General features: G+C 74.8%; 18 protein-coding genes. 3 read left to right on the forward strand and 15 right to left on the reverse strand.

Features of this window, described 5'->3' with window-relative positions; genetic code table 11:
* The first annotated feature begins 137 nt into the window (after positions 1 to 137).
* Together ACFYYT_RS14910 and ACFYYT_RS14915 are read left to right on the forward strand one after the other, a co-directional pair.
* The gene (locus ACFYYT_RS14910; RefSeq protein WP_351815078.1) at positions 138 to 587 is read left to right on the forward strand and encodes an Lrp/AsnC family transcriptional regulator; all 450 of its coding nucleotides are present in this window, start codon (positions 138 to 140) and stop codon (positions 585 to 587) included.
* Between the two features lie 123 nt (positions 588 to 710).
* Complete coding sequence (locus tag ACFYYT_RS14915; RefSeq protein WP_351815080.1) at positions 711 to 2,564, forward strand: BTAD domain-containing putative transcriptional regulator; 1,854 nt, start codon at positions 711 to 713, stop codon at positions 2,562 to 2,564.
* A gap of 15 nt (positions 2,565 to 2,579) precedes the next feature.
* Here the strand turns inward: ACFYYT_RS14915 and ACFYYT_RS14920 are convergent, their stop codons facing one another.
* Positions 2,580 to 3,161: a hypothetical protein gene (locus ACFYYT_RS14920; RefSeq protein WP_351815083.1), complete on the reverse strand. Its 582-nt coding sequence runs from the start codon at positions 3,159 to 3,161 to the stop codon at positions 2,580 to 2,582.
* Positions 3,162 to 3,299: 138 nt separating this feature from the next.
* The gene (locus tag ACFYYT_RS14925) at positions 3,300 to 4,076 is read right to left on the reverse strand and encodes a 4'-phosphopantetheinyl transferase superfamily protein (protein ID WP_351815086.1); all 777 of its coding nucleotides are present in this window, start codon (positions 4,074 to 4,076) and stop codon (positions 3,300 to 3,302) included.
* Positions 4,077 to 4,314: 238 nt separating this feature from the next.
* Between ACFYYT_RS14925 and ACFYYT_RS14930 the strand changes: the two genes are divergently transcribed.
* The gene (locus ACFYYT_RS14930) at positions 4,315 to 5,322 is read left to right on the forward strand and encodes a TauD/TfdA family dioxygenase (protein WP_351815089.1); all 1,008 of its coding nucleotides are present in this window, start codon (positions 4,315 to 4,317) and stop codon (positions 5,320 to 5,322) included.
* An 88-nt stretch (positions 5,323 to 5,410) separates the two neighbouring features.
* On the opposite strand, the gene ACFYYT_RS14935 is transcribed toward ACFYYT_RS14930, so the two are convergent.
* From ACFYYT_RS14935 to ACFYYT_RS14995, 13 genes are all read right to left on the reverse strand, one after another.
* Positions 5,411 to 7,972, reverse strand: coding sequence for an FtsX-like permease family protein (locus tag ACFYYT_RS14935; RefSeq protein WP_351815092.1), 2,562 nt, complete (start codon positions 7,970 to 7,972; stop codon positions 5,411 to 5,413).
* Positions 7,972 to 8,751 carry an ABC transporter ATP-binding protein gene (locus tag ACFYYT_RS14940; protein ID WP_351815095.1) on the reverse strand — a complete coding sequence of 260 codons (780 nt, stop codon included), beginning with the start codon at positions 8,749 to 8,751 and terminating at the stop codon, positions 7,972 to 7,974. Before ACFYYT_RS14940 ends, ACFYYT_RS14935 begins: the two co-directional genes overlap by 1 nt.
* Positions 8,752 to 8,943: 192 nt before the next feature.
* The gene (locus ACFYYT_RS14945; RefSeq protein WP_351815098.1) at positions 8,944 to 9,723 is read right to left on the reverse strand and encodes a hypothetical protein; all 780 of its coding nucleotides are present in this window, start codon (positions 9,721 to 9,723) and stop codon (positions 8,944 to 8,946) included.
* A 119-nt stretch (positions 9,724 to 9,842) separates the two neighbouring features.
* Complete coding sequence (locus ACFYYT_RS14950; RefSeq protein WP_351815100.1) at positions 9,843 to 10,667, reverse strand: 4'-phosphopantetheinyl transferase superfamily protein; 825 nt, start codon at positions 10,665 to 10,667, stop codon at positions 9,843 to 9,845.
* Positions 10,668 to 10,697: 30 nt separating this feature from the next.
* On the reverse strand, positions 10,698 to 12,089 hold the full coding sequence (locus ACFYYT_RS14955) for a nucleotide pyrophosphatase/phosphodiesterase family protein (protein WP_351815103.1): 1,392 nt from the start codon (positions 12,087 to 12,089) through the stop codon (positions 10,698 to 10,700).
* Complete coding sequence (gene eboE / locus ACFYYT_RS14960; protein WP_351815106.1) at positions 12,086 to 13,375, reverse strand: metabolite traffic protein EboE; 1,290 nt, start codon at positions 13,373 to 13,375, stop codon at positions 12,086 to 12,088. The genes ACFYYT_RS14955 and eboE overlap by 4 nt, the downstream gene beginning before the upstream one ends.
* Positions 13,376 to 13,396: 21 nt before the next feature.
* Positions 13,397 to 14,254: a TatD family hydrolase gene (locus ACFYYT_RS14965; RefSeq protein WP_351815109.1), complete on the reverse strand. Its 858-nt coding sequence runs from the start codon at positions 14,252 to 14,254 to the stop codon at positions 13,397 to 13,399.
* 31 nt (positions 14,255 to 14,285) lie between these two features.
* A complete protein-coding gene (locus ACFYYT_RS14970; protein WP_351815112.1) occupies positions 14,286 to 14,990 on the reverse strand; it encodes an EboA domain-containing protein in 705 nt (234 codons plus the stop codon).
* Positions 14,987 to 15,898, reverse strand: coding sequence for a sugar phosphate isomerase/epimerase family protein (locus ACFYYT_RS14975; RefSeq protein ID WP_351815114.1), 912 nt, complete (start codon positions 15,896 to 15,898; stop codon positions 14,987 to 14,989). The genes ACFYYT_RS14970 and ACFYYT_RS14975 overlap by 4 nt, the downstream gene beginning before the upstream one ends.
* The gene (locus ACFYYT_RS14980) at positions 15,895 to 16,887 is read right to left on the reverse strand and encodes an SCO3242 family prenyltransferase (RefSeq protein WP_351815117.1); all 993 of its coding nucleotides are present in this window, start codon (positions 16,885 to 16,887) and stop codon (positions 15,895 to 15,897) included. Before ACFYYT_RS14980 ends, ACFYYT_RS14975 begins: the two co-directional genes overlap by 4 nt.
* Positions 16,884 to 18,086, reverse strand: coding sequence for an inositol-3-phosphate synthase (locus ACFYYT_RS14985; protein WP_351815120.1), 1,203 nt, complete (start codon positions 18,084 to 18,086; stop codon positions 16,884 to 16,886). The genes ACFYYT_RS14980 and ACFYYT_RS14985 overlap by 4 nt, the downstream gene beginning before the upstream one ends.
* Positions 18,087 to 18,133: 47 nt before the next feature.
* Entirely contained in the window at positions 18,134 to 18,922 is a 789-nt protein-coding gene (locus ACFYYT_RS14990; protein ID WP_351815123.1) for a Tat pathway signal sequence domain protein, read from the reverse strand.
* A 132-nt stretch (positions 18,923 to 19,054) separates the two neighbouring features.
* Complete coding sequence (locus ACFYYT_RS14995) at positions 19,055 to 20,461, reverse strand: MFS transporter (RefSeq protein WP_351815125.1); 1,407 nt, start codon at positions 20,459 to 20,461, stop codon at positions 19,055 to 19,057.
* Between the last annotated feature and the right edge of the window lie 3 nt (positions 20,462 to 20,464).

Genomic DNA, 20,464 nt, shown 5'->3' on the forward strand with positions numbered 1-20,464 from the left:
GGGCCTGGCCGCCTTCCCTCGAAATTCGTTCGCGTCCCGTACAGGTTTCCTATAGGTCGCAATGATAGTGAGATCTACGCGCAATGCGATTGCGCATCGAAGCACGCACGACACAAAACATGGGCGATAATTGCGCCATGGACGCCATCGACCACGAAATCTTGCGCGAGCTCCAGCGCGACGGACGCCTCAGCAACCAGGAGCTCGCCCAGCGGGTCGGCCTGACCCCCTCCCCCTGCATGCGCCGCGTGCGCCAGCTGGAACAGGACGGGGTGATCCAGGGCTACCGCGCGGTGATCGACCCCGAGGCGGTGGGGCGCGGCTTCGAGGTGCTGGTGTCGGTGGAGGTCCGCCGGGACCGGGAGGCCGTCGAATCGTTCGAGGCCGCCCTCCAGGACATCCCCGACGTCATCGAGGCCTACCGCCTGTTCGGCAGCCCCGGCTGCCTGCTGCGCATCGCCGTCGCGGACCTGCGCGCGTACGAGCGGCTGTGGATCGAGCGGCTGACGGCGCTCTCCGGGGTCACGGAGGTCAACTCCCAGATCATCATGAAGCGCATCAAGGAGCCGACCGGCCTGCCCGTCTGACGGCGCGCCGGCCGCGGATATCGCCGGGCCCGGGAGCCCGCCCCGCGGCGATAACCCTCCAATAAGGCGCCCCACTAGCTTCTGGAATCCAGAACGGATGCTCACACCAGAAGGGGGTGCCGCATGGACTTCCGGCTGCTCGGGCCGATCGAGGCCAAACGGGGAGGCGGCAGTACGATCCCGCTCTCCGGTTCCAAGGTCCATACGGTGCTCGCCGCACTGCTGCTGTCCGAAGGACGCGTGGTCTCCGATGCCCGGCTGAGCGCACTCCTGTGGGGGTGGGACCCGCCGGCCACGGCCAGCGCGCAGATCTACACGTACATGTCGAGGCTGCGCAAGCACCTCGGCACGGAGATCGAGATCGTCCGGCGGCAGCCCGGCTACGTGCTGCGGGCACCCGGGGCGTGGATCGACCTGACCGAGTTCGACCGCCTGGACCGGCTGGGCCGCGAGGCGCTCACCGACCGCCGCTTCGAGGAGGCCCGCACCCTGCTGCGCGACGCCCTGGAGCTGTGGCGGGGCACGGCGCTGGCCAACGCGACCGAGCAGCTGATCGAGTCGGAACTGCCCCGGCTGGAAGAGGCGCGCATGATCGCGCTGGAGAGCCGGATCGAGGCCGACCTCGCCGTCGGCCGCCACGAGCAGGTCACCGCCGAGCTCACCGGGCTGGTCGCCGAGCACCCCGTACGGGAACGCCTGCGCGCCCAGCTGATGACGGCCCTGTACCGCTGCGGGCGGCAGGCCGACGCGCTGCACACCTACTACGAGGGGCGCGCGGTCCTCGCCGACCAGCTGGGCGTGGACCCGGGCGAGGCGCTCGGCTCCACCTACCAGGCGGTCCTCGGCGGCGGCCTCGGGCTGTCCGCGTCCGGCGACGGCGCCCCGGGGGCCTCGGCTCCCGCCCCGGGCCCGCTCCCGGCGGCCACCGCCGCCGCGCCGGGACCGGTACGGACCGCTCCCGCGATGCTGCCGGCCCCGTACGGGGAGTTCACCGGGCGGCGCGGCGAACTGGCCGCGCTGCGCGGGCGGCTGAGCCACGAGGACGGCCGTCCGCGCCGGCTGCTGATCACCGGCATGGCCGGGGTGGGCAAGACGGCGCTGGCGGTGCGGGCGGCCCAGGACTGCGCGGAGCGCTTCCCCGACGGGCAGCTCTTCGTGGAGCTGTGCCACCCGGACGGCACCGCGAAGGAACCCGCCGAGGTGCTGGTGCGGCTGCTGCGCGCGCTCGGCGAGCCGGCTCCGGCCGCCGCCTGCGACGACCTGGAGGAGCTGGTGCGGCTCTACCGGACCCGGACCGCGGGCTCCCGGCTGCTGCTGGTGCTGGACGGCGCCGTGGGCGACCGGCAGGTGGCCCCGCTGCTGCCGGGCGGCCCCGAGTCGGCGGTGCTGATCACCGCTCAGGCCCGGCTGGCCCGGGTGGCCGGCGCGGACACCACCGCGCTGGCCCCGGTCGACGACGAGGAGGGGCTGGAGCTGCTGGCCTCGCTGGTGGGCCGGGACCGACTGGACGCCGACCCGGACGCGGCCGACGACCTGGTGGCCTACTGCGCCGGGCTGCCGCTGGCCCTGCACGTCGCCGGGGCCCGGCTGGCGGCGCGGCCGCACTGGCCCGTGGCCCGGCTCGCGGCCCGGCTCGCCGATCCCGCGGCCCGGCTGGCCGAGCTGTCGTACGGGGACGTGAGCGTGCGGGAGAGCCTGGTGCACGGCGTACGGCGGCTGGCGGACGCGGAGCTGGCCGTACTGACCGGGCTCGCCGACGGGGACGCCGAGCCCTTCTGCGCCCAGTACGCGGCGCTGGTGCTGGGCACCGCGGAGGAGGAGGCGGAGGCCGCGCTGGACACCCTGGTGGACCTCGCGCTGCTGGAGCTGTCCGGACTGGACGTCCAGGGCCGGCCGCTGTACCGGTGGAACGACCTGGTCCGGCTGCTGGCGGCTGCCCTGAGCTCCCGGGACGCCTTCCCCTCCGCGGTGCGGTGAGCTACGCGGCGGCGCTCACCACGAGCTGTGGGAGCGTACGGGGAGGCTGCCGGTCGGCCGCAGGGCCGGCTCGATGGTCTCCCGTACGATCGCCCACACGTCGCCGACGACCCGCTCGCGCGGCGGCCGGGGCGAGCGGGACAGCGCGTCGGCGGCTATCGCCCAGGCCGACGCCACCGCGGCCGTCGCCCGCACCTCGGCGGACGGCTTCGCGGCCTTCGCCCGGGCCCGGCCGACATCGATCCGGAACGCGAGCTCCGCGGCCTGGCCGAGCTGGACCTCGCGGATGGCCCGGGTGACCGGCAGGGCGAAGACGGCCGGCGAGAGCGGGTGCTCGTAGACCCGGCGGACCCAGGTGGAGAAGCGCAGCCGCTCCCGCTCCTCCCAGCCGCCCCGGGCGGCCGGACCCGGATCGTCCAGCTCCACGGCCTCGGCGATCGCCTCGAAGTACGCGGCGAGGTCCTGCGGGGTCAGGCCCAGCAACTGCTCGGGCGGGTCGAAGGCGGTGGCGCCGGAGGGGACTTCGGTGGTGGAGGCGGCCTGGAAGGCGTTCTCCGCGATGAGCTGTTCCACGGGGAAGAAGGACTCGACGGTCATGGCTGGGCGGCCTTTCGGTGAGGCGGTACCGGTCCGGGTGGGCGGGAACCGGCAGGGCGGGGTGGGGCGTTGACACGGGCGGTGCGGTCGGGCGGTGCGGTCGGGCGGTGCGAGCGCCCGGCGGGTGGCCGGGGCGGTTCAGTGGTCCCCGTGACGGTGCACGGGTCCGTGCGCGGCGGGTCCCGCCGGCCGGGCCAGCGCCACGGCGACGCCGTCCAGGAGCGGGAGGTCCTCGACCGTCCAGGCGGTGGTCCGGCCCCGGTGGGTGTGGGTGACCCGGACGGGACCGCCGCGGGCCGGATGGGTTTCCAGCAGGCCGAGTTCGACGCCGGACAGACCGAGGCCGGTGGCCTTGACCACGGCCTCCTTGCGGGTCCAGATGCGGTAGAACGCGGCGTCCCGTTCCGGTCCGGGCACCAGCCCGGCCAGGTGGGCGCGCTCCGCGACGGTGAGGTCCGCGTCGGTGGTGGCCGAGCAGCGGACCGGGCGCACGGTCTCGGCGTCCACGCCGATGGCCGCGCCCGCTCCGACCGCGAAGATCCCGCAGCCCGCCGTACGGGTCAGGCTGAGCGGGAGCCGCAGGTCCGGGACGAGCAGCTTCGGCGGACCGTGACTGCCGTCCCCGCAGCCCGGACACGCGCTCCGGCCCAGGGCGATCTCCCGGGGGTCGAGCCCGAACAGCCCGGCGAGGGCGCGGCGGGCGGCGGCCCGGGAGCGGACGAAGGCGGCGGCGTCCCGTTCGGCGGGAAGCGACAGCGCCCGCCGGAACTCCTCGGTGTCCAGCAGCGGCAGATCGGCCGGATCGGTGTGCTCCGGAGTGCGCCACCACCAGACGTGCGCCTCGCCCCGTGCGCCGAGGGCGTCGGCCACGGACATCGCCGCGCCGTGGGCGGGGCCTTCTTCGTTTAATTCCATCAGGTCCTCCCTTCTACTCCCCCGTCGGATGGTGCGGGACGTGCGGCGGCCGGCCGGAATTCGCGGAGATTTTCCCTGCGAAACCGTGGACAAAGCCGCCCCGTAACCATGCGGCGGGCAGCTATTGCCCGGCTATACCTATCTCCGCGGACCTTTCCCGCGCATTTTCCATAGGAATGGAATAGGACAGGTCCGGAAACTGACTCGGGTCACCGTTCATCAACCCGAGGATTTCTCCATGCCGCGGACCCAGGAACACACCCTTACGCTGCCCCCGACCGCAGCGGCCCCGGACGCGATCGTGCTCACCGACGCCGAGCGCGCCGAACTGGTCGCCGTCGCCACCGGGGTGCTGCGCGCCAACCCGGCCCTGATCGACGATCCGGCCTGGCTGGACACGGTGCGGGACGCCTCGGCGGCGCTGCCCCGGACGGTGCTCGCCGCGCTGCGCCGGTTCCGTCACGACGCCGGCCCCGACGGGGTGCTGCTGCTGCGCAACATGCCGGTGGTGGCGGACGACCCGCTGCCCGAGACGCCGACCGTTCCCGGTTCGGTGGAGCGGGTGCCCGCCGTGGCGTCCACCCTGGTCACGGCCGCGATGATCCAGCTCGGCGAGGTCATCGCCTATCGCAGCGAGAAGACCGGAGCCCTGGTCCAGAACGTCGTCCCGGTTCCGGGCAGCGAGCGTTCCCAGAGCAATGCGGGTTCCGTTCTGCTGGAACTCCACGTCGAGAACGCCTTCCACGACAACAAGCCCGATTACGTCGGCCTGCTCTGCGTGCGCGAGGACCCGACGGGCGATGCGAAGCTGTGCACGTCCTCGGTCCGGCGGGCCCTTCCGCTGCTTTCCGGGCACACGGTGTCGGTCCTGGCCGCGCCGCGTTTCCTCACCGAGCCGCCGCCGTCCTTCGGCGACCTGAATTCGGTCACCCCCGCGCACCCCGTGCTCGTCGGGGACCCGCGGGACCCGAACATCCTGGTCGACTTCGCCGCGACCCATCCGCTGGACGACGAGGCCAAGGCCGCCTTGGGGGAACTGCGCGAGGCGCTCATGCGGACGATGTCCGCGCTGGCCCTGCGCGTCGGGGACCTCGCGGTGGTCGACAACCGGCTCGCGGTGCACGGCCGGACCTCCTTCACCCCTCGCTACGACGGCCAGGACCGCTGGCTGCACCGGGTCTACGCGCACCTGGACCACCGGCGCAGCCGGGTCGACCGCAAGGGTGGTGGCGCGGTGCTCAACTGACGTGCCGCGCACCGCTCTCGCGGAGCGAGCGCCTACGGCCGGAGGGCCGGCCCCTTGCGGGGGCCGGCCCTCCGGCCGTCGGTGGTTCCTACTGGCGCGAGCCGATGACGTCCGCGGGGCGGCCCGTCAGGGCCAGCCGGCCGGGGACCAGCGTGGCCAGGGCCGTCAGCAGCGCGGCGAAGCCCAGGACGCCCAGGTACATCCAGCCGTCGATGGACGGGGAGGCGGAGCCCGTCATCCCGATGCTGAAGGCGGTGAGCACCGCGTAGGCGATGCCGGTGCCCAGGACCGAGGAGATGACGATCACCAGGGCGGCCTCGATGCGCAGCATGCGCATCACCTGGCGCCGGGTGGTGCCGACGAGCTGGAGCAGCGCGAACTCGCGGGTGCGGTCGGAGACCGACATGGCGAGGGTGTTGACCACGGCGATGGCGGTGAAGGCGATGATCAGGCCCATCGCGACGTAGTTCACCTCGGCGTTGGACTGCTGGACCTCGGCCTGGAGGTCCTTCACCTGGTCGCGGTCGAGGACTCCGACACCGGGCAGGCCGCCGAGGGCCTTCTGCAGGTCGGCGCGGCCGGGGGCGCCCGCGTCCGCGGTCTTGACCAGCAGCGAGGAGGCCAGCGGGTTGTCGACGTGCCGCGACACCAGCTCGTGGGACATCGTCAGGTCGCCGAAGCCCAGGCCCCGGTCGTAGACGGCCGCGACGGTGAGCTCGGTCTCCGTGCCGTCGCCGAGGGTCAGCTTCAGCTTGTCGCCGGGCTTCTTGCCCAGGTTGTCGGCGGCCACGTCGCTGAGCGCGACGCTCTGCGCGCCGAACCCGTCGAGGGTGCCGTCGGTGACGCCCGGGTCCCAGGTGGCGGTGAGGCCCTCGGTGGAGACGCCCTGCGCCGGGTACTTCTCCAGGCCCACGCGCACGGAGGTGCGTACGACCTCGGTCACCGCGGTGACGCCCGGGACGCGGCGCAGGCTCCCCGCGGCCTGGGCGGGCACGCCGGGTCCGGCCGAACCGACGACCCAGTCGGCCTTGTTGCCGGCCTGGGCCTGGGCGGTGGCCGCCGCGCCCATGGTGGTCTGGACGAAGAAGACCGTGCAGGCCATGCCGATCAGCAGGGCGAGCGGGGTGACCGCCGCGGCGACCCGCTTGGTGTTGGCGCGGGCGTTGGCCGTGGCGAGGTAGCCGCCGACCCGGGAGGCGCGCAGCGGGACCCCGAGGACGCAGACCGCGATCCGGGCGATCAGCGGGCCGAGCAGGGAGACCGCCACCGACAGCACGACGACCGACAGGAAGGTCACCGGGGTGGACGCGGGCTCGCTGCGCAGCGCGGCCAGGACCGCGAGGAGGACGATGCCGCCGACCAGGAACGCGGCGCCGGCGCCGAGCCGGCCCCAGGCGAAGTTCCGCTGCTCCATGGCCGCTTCGGACAGGGCCTCGGCGGGACGGATGCGGGCGGTGCGGCGGGCGGAGATCCGCGCGGCGGACCAGGCGCCGAGCAGGGCGGCGCCGATGGCCGCGAAGAACGGGAAGACGCTGAAGGTGACTTCGAGGGTGTCGGGGATCGTCTTGAAGCCGACGAACTTGCCGTGCAGCCAGTAGGCGATCGGCAGGCCGGTGACGGAGCCGAGCACACCGGCGAAGAATCCGACGATCAGCGCCTCCCGCCCGATGAGCTGGCGGACCTGCTTTGGCGTCGCCGCGATGGCGCGCAGCAGGGCGAGTTCGCGGTAGCGCTGCTGGATGGAGAGGGCGAAGGTGCCGACGACCACGAGGATCGCGACGAGCAGCGAGGTGCCGCCGATGGCGCCGCCCATGGAGACCAGCTTGATGCGGGCCTTGGCGGCGTCGAGGAACTCGACGGGGCCGCGCTCGCCGCCGGTGACGACCTGCGCGGTGGTGCCGCCGAGGGCCTCCTTGACCTGGCCGGCCAGCTCGGATGCGGACACGCCGTCCTTGGGCAGCACGCCGACGACGGCGACCTGTCCCTCGCGGCCGGACAGCCGCTGGGCCTCCGCGTCGGAGAAGAACAGGGAGGTCTGCTGCTTGAGGTCGCCGCCCGCGGGGGCCGCGATGCCGGTGATCCGGTAGGTGCGGGGGGAGCCGGTCGCCTGGACGGTCAGCTCGGTGCCCGGCTTCAGCCCGGCCCGGCGCGCCAGTTCGCGGTCCACGACGACCTCGTCGGCGCCGACCGGGGCGACGCCCTCGGCCAGGGCGAAGGGGGTCAGGGGCGCAGAGGTCCAGGCGTGCCCGTACGAGGGCTTGCCGTCGACGCCCGGGACGACCTGTCCCTTGGGGGTGACCGCGTACGCCGGGAAGGTGATCTCGGGCAGTGCGGTGCGGACGCCGGGCAGGGCGGCGATCTTGGTGGCGGTGTCGGCGGGCAGCCAGACGCGCTCGCCGAGCGGCTTCTCCTTCGCCTTGGTCTTGGTCTTGTCGCCCTTCTGCTTGACGGTGACCTGGTGGACGTTCTGGTCGCCGCCGACGATCACGGGGGCGCCGGCGTAGCGCTCGGTGCCGATCGTCCCCCGCAGGCCGGTCTCCAGGAGGATGCCGCACGCGGTGACGAGGGCGGCCGCGCAGAAGAGGGCGAGGAACGCCCCGATGAAGCCGCCCTTGCGGGCGCGCAGGGTCTGCAAGGCATAACGCAGCATCAGGCCCACGCTCCCAGGTGGGTCATGCGGTCGGCGACGCGGTCGGCGGTGGGGGCCTGCATGCGGTCGGCGATCCGGCCGTCGGCGAGGAAGAGGACGGTGTCGGCATAGGAGGCGGCGACCGGGTCGTGGGTGACCATGACCACGGTCTGGCCGGTCTCGTCGACGCAGGACCGCAGCAGGGAGAGGATCTCCTTGGCGGTCACGGTGTCGAGGGCGCCGGTGGGCTCGTCGCCGAAGATCACGTCGGGCCGGGTGATCAGGGCGCGGGCGATCGCGACGCGCTGCTGCTGGCCGCCGGAGAGTTCGGCGGGGCGGTGGGTGGCCCGGCCGCCCAGGCCCACGCGCGTGAGGATCTCCTCCAGCCAGCCGGAGTCGAGGCGCTCGCCGGCCAGGCGCAGCGGCAGCTCGACGTTCTGGCGCACCGACAGCGCGGGGATGAGGTTGAACGCCTGGAAGACGAAGCCGATGCGCTCGCGGCGCAGCTTCGTCAGCTGGGTCTCGTTCATCGCGCCCAGTTCGGTGTCGCCGATGTAGGCGGAACCGCTCGACGGCTTGTCGAGGCCCGCCGCGCAGTGCAGGAACGTCGACTTGCCGGAACCGGAGGGTCCCATCACGGCCGTGAAGGAACCGCGCTCGATGCCGACCGAGACCCCGTCCAGGGCGCGCACACCGCGGCCGGCCTTTCCGTATTCCTTCACGACGCCGTCCAAGCGCAGCGCGAACCCCGGGGACCCGGCGCCGTTCTGCCCGCGGAGCCTGTTCGTCTCGGTCCTCATGCGCGACCAGTCCTTCCAAAGCTTTTGAGGGGGGAATGTCAGCAGCCTCATCCGCGAGAAGCCGGCGGATGCAACGCCACCGATCCTGGACGGGGGTCCTATATTCCCTCTACTCGAAAAGCCCCGGGGTACGCGTTTTCGGCCGGGGGCGGGATGCCTGCGGCCGGAAACGTGCGTACGGGGTCGCCCGGTTCAGCGACGGCGACCCCTTGCCCAGCGGTAGGCCAGGGCCGCGGCGGTGGCGGCGAAGCAGAGGGCGTAGCTGACGGTGACCCAGGGGGCGGGGGCGCGGCCGGCGCCGAGTCCGTGGACGATCCCGGCGGCCCAGGCGGCGTACGCGAGCCCGTGGAGGAAGCGGAAGGGGCGGATCCAGCGGCGGGTGGCGAAGACGCCCCGCCACAGGCCGGTGATCAGCGCGAGCACGAACAGCTGGGCGGCCAGGGAGCCGAGGTCGACCAGGAGGTTCCCGCTGCCGAGGACGGCGTCGGTCGCGGCGATCTCCTCCCCTGCGACCTTCACGCCGATGTGGACGAGGAGGAAGCCGACGCCGGCCAGGCCCGCGGCCCGGTGCAGGTGCTGCGCGAGCCGGCGCAGGCCGGGGGAGAGTACGTCGCGGAAGACGGAGGCGACGCCGAGCATCACGGAGACGGAGAGCGAGACCAGCGCGAAGACCCCGGCCATCTCGTCCAGGAAGGCCTTCGGGGCGCCGCCCGTGAGGACGCCGGCGGACAGCAGCAGGGCGACGACGAGCAGCCCGGCGGCCACGGCGCGGGCCCCGGGGGCGGGGGTGTGCGGGGGCCCCGGCCGGACCGGGACGGCGACGGGCGCGGGGGCGCGGGTAGCGGTGGGCGCGGGCGTGGCGGCAGGTGCGGGGACGGCGCTGAGCGCGGGGGAAGCCGTATGCGCGGACCCGGCCGCGGGTGCGGCGGGGGCCGTCGGCGCGGCGGGGGTCTGGAGGGCGGGGTGGGCCATGGGGAGCTCCGGAAAGGGTTGGTTCTCCGTGCGGGATGGTCGGCCGGACCCGCGCCCGGACCCCGCTCGGGGGGTCCGGGCGCGGGTCCGGGACGCGGGGCCACGGGGGCCGGACGGCCTTACGCGGGGCGGTGGCTGTGGACCTCGCCGAGGGGCGAGCCGTCGACGGGGCGGGCCAGGGAGGCCGACCAGTTGCCGTCGAGGTCCAGGTCGTCGATCTGCCACCAGCTGCTGCTCTCGCCCCGGTGCCCGTGTTCCACCTCCAGCGGGCCGGGCGTACCGGGCCGGACGTCCAGGGTGTTGAGGTCGACGCCGAGCAGCCCCAGCCCGACCCCCTTGAGCACGGCCTCCTTACGGGTCCACACCCGGTGGAAGGCCGCGGTCCGCTCCGGTCCCGCGGGGAGCGACAGGATGTACGCGTGCTCGGCGGGCGCGAGCACCACGCCCGCGAGCGAGCCGGAGGCGACGGGCCGCAGCGCCTCGATGTCGACCCCGATCCAGTCGCCGGCGTGCAGGGCCAGCACCCCGCACCCGCTCGTGCGGGTCAGGCTCACCGCGAGCCCGACGGCGGGGCCGGCCACGGCCGGCGGCCCGTGCTCCAGGTCGCCGCAGCCGGGGCAGACCCGGCGGCCGAGGGCCACCGTACGGGGGTCGACGCCGAGCAGGTCGCCGATGGCGCGGCGGGCCCCGGCGCGGGTCCGGGCGAACGCGGCGGCGTCCCGTTCGTGGCGGAAGCGCCGGGCGCGGATCTGCTCGACCTCGTCGAGCAGATCGAAGTCGGCCTGGTCCACGTGGTCTTCGAGCGGCCACCACCAGACGTGGGCCTCGCCCGTGGCCTTCAGCCTGGCCGCCTCCCGTGCGGCCGATGCGGGCACGGGCGCCGCGCCCGTCCCGTCGGTGTGGTCGATGCGGCCGCGGACGGCGGCCAGGGTCTGGCTGGTCATCGGGTCCTCCTCTCCCCCTTGAGGGCGTCGTCAGTTCAGTCCACCCAGGCGCAGGAGCAGGTCCTTCACCTCGGTGGCGTGGTAGCGGGCGCGTTCCTGGGACGGGTCCGAGCAGAGCAGCACCGGCCCGTCCCGGTCGTCCTCGGGCAGCCGTCCGTGGCTGCCCCGGACACATCCCGGGTCGAGCGGCACCACCTGGAGCGGTGCGCGCATGCCCGCCTTCTTCTTGAGCACCGCGAGGGCCGCCTTCGCCTTGGCCGCCGGATCGGCGGGGTCGAAGAACAGCTCGGCCGGGTCGTATCCGGGCTTGCGGTGGATCTCGACGCCGCGCGCGAAGTCCGGGGCGCGCTGGTCGTCGAGCCAGTAGTAGTAGGTGAACCAGGCGTCGGGCTCGCAGACGGCCACCAGCTCACCGGAGTTCGGGTGGTCGATGCCGTAGTCGGCCTGCTGGGTGCGGTCCCAGACCTCGTCGACCCCGTCCAGTCCCTTGAGCACGTCACGTACCCGCGGGATGTCGGTGGGGTCGGCCACGTACACGTGGGCCGCCTGGTGGTCGGCGACGGCGAACGCCCGTGAGGTGTACGGGTCGAGGTACTCCATCCCGCGCTGGGCGTATACGGACAGCAGCCCCTCGCGGCGCAGCGCGCGGTTGATGTCCACGGGCCGGCTGACGGGCGAGATGCCGTACTCGCTGAGCGCGACGACGGTGGTGCCGCGGGCGCGGAGGTCGTCCAGGAGCGGGCCGAGCGCGGCGTCGGCCTCGCGGGCGGCGCGGACGGCCTCGGGCGAGTCGGGGCCGAAGCGCTGGAGGTCGTAGTCGAGGTGCGGGACGTAGATGAAGGACAGGTCGGGGTCGCGGGTGTCGGCCACGTGCCGGGCGGCTCCCGCGATCCACCGGGTGGAGGCCAGGGAGGCGGTCGGACCCCAGTAGTTGAAGAGCGGGAACTCGCCCTGCGTCGAGGTGAGTTCGTCCCGCAGTGCGGCCGGGACGGTGTAGCAGTCGGGGGCCTTGCGGCCGTCGTAGTGGTAGACGGGACGGGGGGTCAGCACGGTGTCGACGTCGGCGCCCATCGCCCACCACCAGCACAGGTAGGCGGTGGTGTGGTCCGGGTCGCGGCGCCGGGCGGCCTGCCAGACCTTCTCGCCGCCGACGAGGGCGTTGTGCTGGCGCCACATCATCACTTCGCCGTGATCGCGGAAGTACCAGCCGTTGCCGACGGCGCCGTGCTCGCGCGGCAGGGTGCCGGTGGTGAGGGTGGCCTGGACGGTGGCGGTGACGGCCGGGAAGACCGTGTCGAGGGGGGCCGCGAAGCCCTGCTCCCCGATGGCCCGGACGTTGGGCATGTGGGGCAGCAGCCGGGGGGTGAGGCCGACGGTGCACAGGACGGCCGTCTTCTTCCTGGCCGAGGGGGTCGGGGTCACGGTCCGGGCTCCTTCTGCGCGACGGGGACGGCGGGTGCGGCGCGGCCGGCGGGGACGGCGGGTGCGGCGCGGCCGGCGGGGACGGCGGGTGCGGCGGGGACGGCAAGTGCGGCGGGGCCGGCGGGGGTCAGGCCGAGCGCCGTCAGTTCCCTCGCGGTCCAGCGCAGTTCGGCGGCGATGCCCCGGGCCAGCCCGGCGTCGCCCACCGGCCGGCTGCCCTCGGGCAGCACGGACCAGGTGTACGTCTCCACCTCGATGTGGTCGGTGACGGCGTGGTCCCCGCCGAACAGGGTCCGCAGGGTGTCGCGCAGCACCGGTGCGGTGGAGGCGAGCGGCGGGGCCGGTTCCTCGTGCAGCGGCACGTGGTAGTGGATCCGCCAGGGGGCCTCGGCGGGCAGCGCCCCGGCGAGGGCGGGCCCGAGGTCGTCGGCGCCGAGCAGCGGGCCGCCGCCGGGCCCGGGTTCGCGGGTCTGGTGCAGGAAGCGGGGTTCCGCGAAGGCCGCGAGGGCTTCGCGGACCCGGGGGTCGGCGGGGTCGGCGGCCTCCAGGGCGCTGGAGGCCTGGACCTTGACGACCTGGAGCCCGGCGGTCAGCAGTTCGGCGACGGCGGTGCCGGGATCCTCGTGGGCGACCGCGAGGTGGCAGGCGTCCAGGCAGAGCCCGATCCAGTCGTGGTCGACGCCCTTGAGGGCCTCGACGGCCTGCGCGGTGGTCTCGGCGACGCAGCCCGGCTCGGGCTCGACGGCGACGCGCACGGTCCGGCCGGTCTCCGCCTCGATGCGGCGCAGCCCGGCGGCGAGCGCGTCGAGCTGGCGGGTGGCGGCGGCCCGCTGGGTGCGCGACCAGGCGGTGCGCCAGGCCAGCGGGAGGGTGGAGACCGAGCCGCGGTCGGCGTCGTCGGGCAGCAGCCCGGCCAGGACGCGGGCCAGGTTCAGCGTGTAGTCCAGGCGGGCGGGCTCGGACCAGTCCGGGTAGTACACGGCCCGCTTCACGACCGGGGCGTGGAAGCCCTTGTAGGGGAATCCGTTGAGGGTGACCGTCTCCAGACCGCGGGCGGTGAGGTCGCGGCGCAGCCGGGCGACGGCGGCCGGATCGGCGGCGAGGGCCGCGGCCGCGTCGACGGGAAGCCACAGGCCGAGGCCGATGACGGACTCGCCGGCGGCCCGGCGGACCGGTTCGGCGTAGGCGGCGAGCTGGGCGGTGATGCCCTCGAGGGTTTCGGCCGGGTGCACGTTGGTGCAGTAGGCCAGGTGGACGGAGGTGCCGTCCCGGTGACGGAAGCGCATCAGGCGGTTCCTCTTTCCTGATCAGTTTCCGCCGCGGGCGATCGAGTTCCCGGCGTACAGCCCCGCGGCCTGCTCATCGGTGTAGCCGTCGAGGCCGAGGCGGCCCGACTGGGCGTAGAAGGCGACCGGGTTGCGCCACAGCACGCGGTCCACGTCGTTCTCGTCGAAGCCGGCGGCGAGCATGGCCTCACCGGTGGCGCGGGTGAGCAGCGGGTCGCTGTGGCCCCAGTCGGCGGCCGAGTTGACGAGGATCCGCTCGGTGCCGTGCTCCTTGAGGATGGCCACCATGCGGTCCGGGGTCATCTTGGTGTCCGGGTAGATGGAGAAGCCCATCCAGCAGCCGGAGTCGCGGACCTCGCGGACCGTGACCTCGTTGAGGTGGTCGAGGACGACGAAGCCGGGGTCGATGCCGGACTCGCGGATTACGGCCAGGGAGCGCTCGGTGCCGCCCGCCTTGTCGCGGTGCGGGGTGTGGACGAGGGCGGGCAGGGCGAACTCGACGGCGAGGGAGAGCTGGACGGCGAAGGCGTGGTCCTCGGCCTCGGTGACCGTGTCGTAGCCGATCTCGCCGACGGCGACGACCCCGTCCTTGGCGAGGTAGCGGGGCAGCAGGTCCAGGACGGGGGTGCAGCGCGGGTCGTTCGCCTCCTTCGGGTTGAGGCCGATGGTGCAGTGGTGGCTGATGCCGAACTGCGCGGCGCGGTACGGCTCCCAGCCCAGCAGCGCGTCGAAGTAGTCGGTGAAGCTGGACGGGGAGGTCCGGGGCTGCCCAAGCCAGAACGCGGGCTCGACCAGCGCGCGGACGCCGGCGGCGTGCATCGCTCGGTAGTCGTCCGTGGTGCGGGACGTCATGTGGATGTGCGGGTCGAAGATGCGCATGGTCGGGCTCCGGTAGGGGTGGGTGGTGGCGTCAGTGGTCGAGGGTGGCTACGGCCCACAGGTCGGCCGGCACGGTGCGGTCGGCGGCGCGCCGCTCGGCGGCGAACCCGTGGGCCATCCGCGCCAGTTCGGCGTCGCGGCGCTCGTGCAGTCCGGCGACCTTGGCCAGCGGGATACCGGTGAACAGGCACTTGAGGACGGCCTGGCGCCAGCGGTACTGGTCGAGGTGGGCGCCGGCGTAGGGGCCGAGGGCGGCGGCGATGAGCCGGTTGTCGTTGGTCCGCACGGCGTCGTCGGTCAGGTGCACCGCGCGGCCGCCGACCGGGAGGAACGGCAGGGCGCGCAGGACGCCGCGGCGCTCGGCGGCGTCCCCGTGGGCGTAGCGCTCGCCGGCTTCCCGGGCGAGGGCCGCGCCGGTGGTGCCGTAGCGGGTCAGGGCGAGCAGGAGCACGGTGCGGACGGCGTCCTCGACGGCCCAGTCGGCCCAGCCGGGCAGCGGGCCGCGGCCGTAGTCGCGTCCGGCGGCGGGGAAGCGGCGGTCCAGGGCGGCGGGGCCGGACGCCGCCACGGCGGCGGTGTCGGCGGTGAGCCGGACCCGGTGTTCCTGGTCGAGGACGGAGCGCAGGGACTCCTCCAGGGTGCGCAGGGTCAGCGCGTCGTGCACGGCGAGGTCGGCGGAGGTGGCGGGCGCCACCGGGGCGGGCGGGGCGGGCGGGGCGAGGGTGGGAGCGGTCATGCCGGTACGGCCTCCTTCTTCGGCTCTTGCTGCGGGCGGGCGGGGCGGGACGCGCCGGAGGCGGCCGCCGCGCGCAGGAACGCGATGCTCCGGCGGGCGGTCTCGGCCCCGGCGTGGCTGTGGCGCGGGAGTTCGACGGAGACGAGCCCGCGGTAGCCGGCGGCGGTGAGGGCGTCGAGGACCGGCGGGAAGTCGATCTCCCCCTCGCCGAAGGGCAGGTGCTCGTGGGTGCCCCGGCGCATGTCCTCGATCTGTACGTGGGCCAGCCGGTCGGCGGCCAGCGCGACGCAGTCGGCGACGGGGTAGGGCTCCAGGCAGCGGCAGTGGCCGAGGTCCAGGGTGAGCCGGAAGCGGTCCGGGCGGCCCAGGTCGGCCAGCAGCCTGCGGTATCCGGCCAGGTCGGCGACGAGCATGCCCGGTTCGGGTTCGAAGGCGAGGTCGATGCCGGCGGCCTCGGCGTGTGCGACGGTCTCGGCGCAGCCGTCGACCAGCCGCTGCCAGGCCTGCGCACGGGTGGTGTCGGCGTCGGGGGTGCCGCTCCAGAAGTGCACGGCTCCGGCGCCCAGTTCGGCGCCGATGCCGACGGCCCGGCGCAGCAGGTCCAGGCGCAGGGCGCGGCCCTGCGGTTCGGCGGAGAGCAGGGTGGGGCGGTGCTTGCGGCGGGGGTCGAGGAGGTAGCGGGCGCCGGTTTCGACGACGACGGCCAGGCCGGTGGCGTCCAGGGCCCGCCGCACCTCGTCGACGCGGGCGGCGAGGCCGGGGGCGTACGGGTCCAGGTGCTGGTGGTCCAGGGTCAGCGCGACGCCCTCGTAGCCGAGGTCGGCGAGCAGCCGCAGCGCGTCGCCCAGCCGGTGGTCGGCGAGGCCGTTGGTGCCGTACGAGAACCGCGGCCCGGTCGGGGTGCTCATGTGGAGGACACCTTCCGGGAGAGGCGGCGGACCAGCGGCAGGGCCGTGGCCAGCGCGGCGGCGGCGCGGGGGGCGCCGGCCCGGGCGGCCAGGGCGGCCTGGAGGGGCAGCAGGGCGTGGATGCCGGCGCCGACGGCCCGGCGCACCCGGGGGGCGTCGGGGGCGCGCAGCACCCGGGTGAGGGCGGGGCCGTAGCTCGCCGCGTAGAGGCCGAGGGCGGCGCTCTGGGCGGCTCCGGTGCGGGGCCCGGTGGTGGCCGCCGCCGCGACGGTGGCGGCGGCGAGGGCGAGGGCCGCCTCGCGGGGCGGGGCGCCGTCGACCTCGTGGCGGCTGAGCCGGGTCAGGCCCAGGGTGTGGGCGGCGACGGCGGCGGCCGGCAGCAGGGCGCGGCGGACCGGGGCGGGCCCGGCGCCGTGCAGGACGTCCAGCGCGCGGGCCGCGGCCATCACGGCGGGGCCGAGGGGGGTGGACTTGGCGCCGAGGTCGTAGGCCCAGACCGCGGCGGTCAGGGGCAGGGTGCGGCGCAGGGCGGTGCGGCGGCCGCCGGCCAGGGCGGCGATGCCGAGGCCCGCGGCGGTCAGTCCGGCGGCGGTGGCCAGGGCCGCCCGGGGCCGGATCCGGCCGGAGGGCAGCGGGCGTTCGGGCCGTTCCACGGCGTCGAGGTCCCGGTCGGCCCAGTCGTTGAGGGCCATGCCCGCCCAGTAGAGGCAGACGGAGGAGGCGGCGAGGCCGAGGGTGCGGCCTCCGCTGCCGCGTCCGGTGGCCAGCGCGCCGGCCAGGACGTCGCCGGGCACGGTGATCGCGGCGGGCGCCCGGACGAGTTCGGCGTAGGCGCGCAGGGTGCGGCGGGCACGGAAGGCCCGGCCGGGGAACGGCGGCAGGCGCAGGGGCTCGCCCACGGGCGCGGCGCTCCCGGCGGGCCGGGCGGATCCGGCGGCCTCCGGGCGGGCGGCTCCGGGGAGGGTGGCGGGGGCCGGTGCGGGGGTCACGGCCGGGCCGCCGTCAGGGGATTGCCGTGGGCGGCCGGGACCGGCCGCGCGGCCCACGCGGTGAGGGCCTCGTACTGGAGGGTGAGGTTGTGCTCGGTGGAGCCGGCCGGGTCCTTGAAGAAGAACCCGAGGGCGGCCAGCGCGCCGGACTCGCCGCGCCGGACGGCCAGCGCGGCCAGCCGTACGAGGTCCAGGACCAGCGGGGCGGCGAGCGCGGAGTCGCAGCCCTGCCAGGTGAACTGCATGGTCATGCGGACGCCGAGGAAGCCCTCGAAGGAGATGTGGTCCCAGGCGGTCTTCCACTCCCCCATCTCGGGGACGTTGTCGATGTGCGTCTGCCCCTGGACGGCGTGGCCGACGGTCTCCTCCAGGCTGCGCTGCTTGGACTCGGTCTTGGAGCGGGCCGCCGCCGGGTCGGCGAGGGTCGCCCCGTCGCCGCCGCCGAGCAGGTTGGTGCCGGACCAGGACCGCAGGCGCAGGGCGCGCTGGGTGAACATCGGGGCGAGGGCGCTCTTGACGAGGGTCTCGCCGGTCTTCCCGTCGCGTCCGGCGTGCGGGACGGCGCGCAGCCGGGCGAGTTCCTCCAGGGCGGGCAGGGCCGCCCCCGCGGAGGGGGTGAAGTTGACGTAGGCGCAGCCCGCGGTGAAGGCGGCGTAGGCGTAGAGGGAGCTCACGGGCAGGGTGAGGGACCCGGCGGCGAGGGCGGCCTCCAGGGCGGCGAGGCTGAGGAAGGCGGGGTCGGGCTCGGGCATCGGCTCCGTGGAGGAGACGTTGACGACGACGACCTGCTCCAGGCCGTGCCGGTCGCGGAAGGCGGCCATGTCCTCGGCGAGCCGGGCGGCGGTGCGGGACTGGGACTCGCCGGGGCGGGCGGATCCGTCGCGGAGCTCCAGCTCGGCGGCGGCCAGCGGGGTGTCCAGCGCCTTCAGTACGGCGTGGGGCAGCACGCCGGCCTCGGCGAGCCGGCCGGCCCTCGCCGACAGGGGGGTGTCGACGACGTCGTGGCCGCCGAACACGAGGTCGGCGAGGGCCGGCAGAGGTGCGTCACGAAGCGGGGGCGTTTCGGTGACGCACCCGACGGGGGAGGCGGCACCCGCGACGATGGCGGCGGCGCCGGCGATGGCCGCCGTGGCGACCGAGCCTCGCGCGCCGACCATCCAGACGCCGATTCGGGGTGAAGATCCGGTCGTGTCACGCATGGTGTGCCAATCCTCCTGAGTCGTGTGGAACGGGTGGCCGAGCGGGCTTACTTGCCGAGGTCGACGGGGTAGGGCCAGACGTCGAAGGCCTGGTTGACGCGGTCCGTGGAGCGGCGGAGCCACTTGGCGGTGACGCGGTCGACGGTGCGGTGCGGCAGGTGCTTGTTGTCGTTGGCGTCGGTGACCGGCTTGGCGAGGGACTGGAGCTCCCAGGCCGCGCCGACGAGGCGGTTGACGTGCGCCCAGAAGGACCGGTCGATGCCCAGCAGCTGGAAGGACTGCAGGAAGGGGTGCCAGCGGTGGTAGGCGTGGGTGGCGTCCGGCGGCGTGAAGTTCATCATGTGGACCTTGTTGCCGGCCGGGCGGCGCGGGTCGAACAGGGTGCCCTGGCCGAACTCCTGGAAGGCGAAGACCAGGCCCTTGGGGTCGTGGCCGTAGAACTTGTCGTAGACGGCCTTCTGGTTGCGGGAGAGGACCTCGAAGTGCGCGCGGTTGGGCTGGATCAGCTCCATCCAGCTGCGCGGGTAGCGGCCGCCCTGGCGGGTGGCGGCCCAGGCGTCGTAGGACTTGGTGAACCCGCCGAAGGGGGCGGTGATCGCGCCGACGGCGGCCTTCATCTCGTCGTTCGGCGTGTAGTACGACATCTCGTCGTACGCGTACCAGAACTCGCTCGCCCAGCGGTCCCCGACCAGGCCGTCGACCTTGGGCAGCTGCGGGTGGCGGCCGCCGTGGGCGGCGGCCGGGCCGGCGCCGATGACGGTGACCGCGGCCGCGGCGCCCGCGGCGCCCAGGGCGGTCCGCAGGACGCTCCGGCGGTCCATGGAGTTGAACGGCATGGTCTTGCTCCTTCTGGCTCTGTCTCGGTGCGGACGGATCATCTGGTGGTGCGGTGGCTTTACTCTCCCGGGCCCCGCCATACCTGCCCTATATCGCTGTTCGCGCAGGTCACAGGCGGGGCCCGGAAGTCGTTACGAGGGTGTCCGGGCGCCCTTTGCGAGCGGGTCGCGGCGCAGGGCGGGCGAGAGCAGCGCGGCGAGCGCGGTGAGGCCCATGGCGGCGCTCAGGCCGAGCACGGTACGGGTGGGGCCGAAGGCCTCCAGGGCGAATCCGGCGGCCACCGGACCGGCCGCCATGGCGCCGCCGCCGACCAGCATGGCGAGGGAGTTGGCCCTCCCCCGCATCCGGTCGGGGGCGACGCGGACCATGAACACCCCGCCCGCGACGTTGAACACGCCGCCGACGTAGCCGCTGGCGGCGAAGAGCGCGCCGAGGGCGTAGGGGTCGCGCAGGAACGCGACGGGCACCATCAGGGCGGTCCAGACGGCCAGTCCGCCGAGGACCAGGGTCCGCAGCGAGAAGCGGGTGGCCCACCAGCCGCCGCTGATGGCGCCGACGAGTCCGCCGGCCCCGCTGAGCGAGAGGACCACGCCGATCTGGAACTGCGAGCCGTGGTTCTCCTGGATGCCGGTCATGACGGCGAGGTTGAGGCCCTGGAACAGCACGTTGGAGACGGCCACGCAGGCCATGACGGCGCGCAGGAAGTGCTGGCGCCACATCCAGACGAGCCCCTCCTTGACGTCCTGGACCAGGTCGGGGCGGGGGCCGGTGCGTTCGGCCTGGAGCTTGCCGCGGACCCCGAAGAGCAGGGCGACCGAGGCGAGCTGGCCGATGAGGGCGGCGACGTACGGCAGGGACGTGCCCAGGGCGACGAGGCCGCTGCCGAGCGGCTGCCCGGCGATGGCGGCGCCGCGGGTCCTGGCCTCGTTGCCGGTGAGGGCGGCGGGCAGCTGCTCGGTGGGGACCACGGCGGGGACCGCGGCCCGCTCGGCGAGCTGGTGCAGGACGCCGAGGGTGCCCTCCACGAAGGCGGCGCCGAGCAGGGCCCACAGCCAGACGTGGCCGGTGAGCAGCAGGGCGGCGACGGCTCCGGCGACGAGCGCCTGGCCGAGGCCGGCGCCGAGCATGATCCGGCGCCGGTCCCAGCGGTCCACGAGGGCGCCGCCGGGGAGCTGGACGAGGAGCTGCGGCAGGAGCAGGGCGGTGCCGACCAGGCCGGCGTCGCCGGGCGAGCTGGTGATCCACAGGACGGTCAGCGGATAGGCGACGGCGGTGGCCCGGCCGGCCAGGAGCGAGAGCCCGGCCCCGCCCCAGAGCAGGCCGAAGTCCCGGTTGCGGCGCAGCGGAACGACCGCCGGGGCCGCGCCGCCCTGCGCCCCGGGGACCAAGGCCCCGGCGTCGGAAGCGGCCTGGGTGTCGGCCCCGGCCTGGGTGCCGGGCTCCGGCGCGGTCCCGTCGGGGCGGGCGGCCTGCTGCGGGGCGTCCTGCGCGGGGGCGGAGGCGGCGAGCTCCCAGGAGAGCACCGCCGGGTCCGTCACCGT

It is taken from the genome of Streptomyces sp. NPDC002032 (assembly GCF_042890765.1).
Taxonomy (GTDB): Bacteria; Actinomycetota; Actinomycetes; order Streptomycetales; family Streptomycetaceae; genus Streptomyces.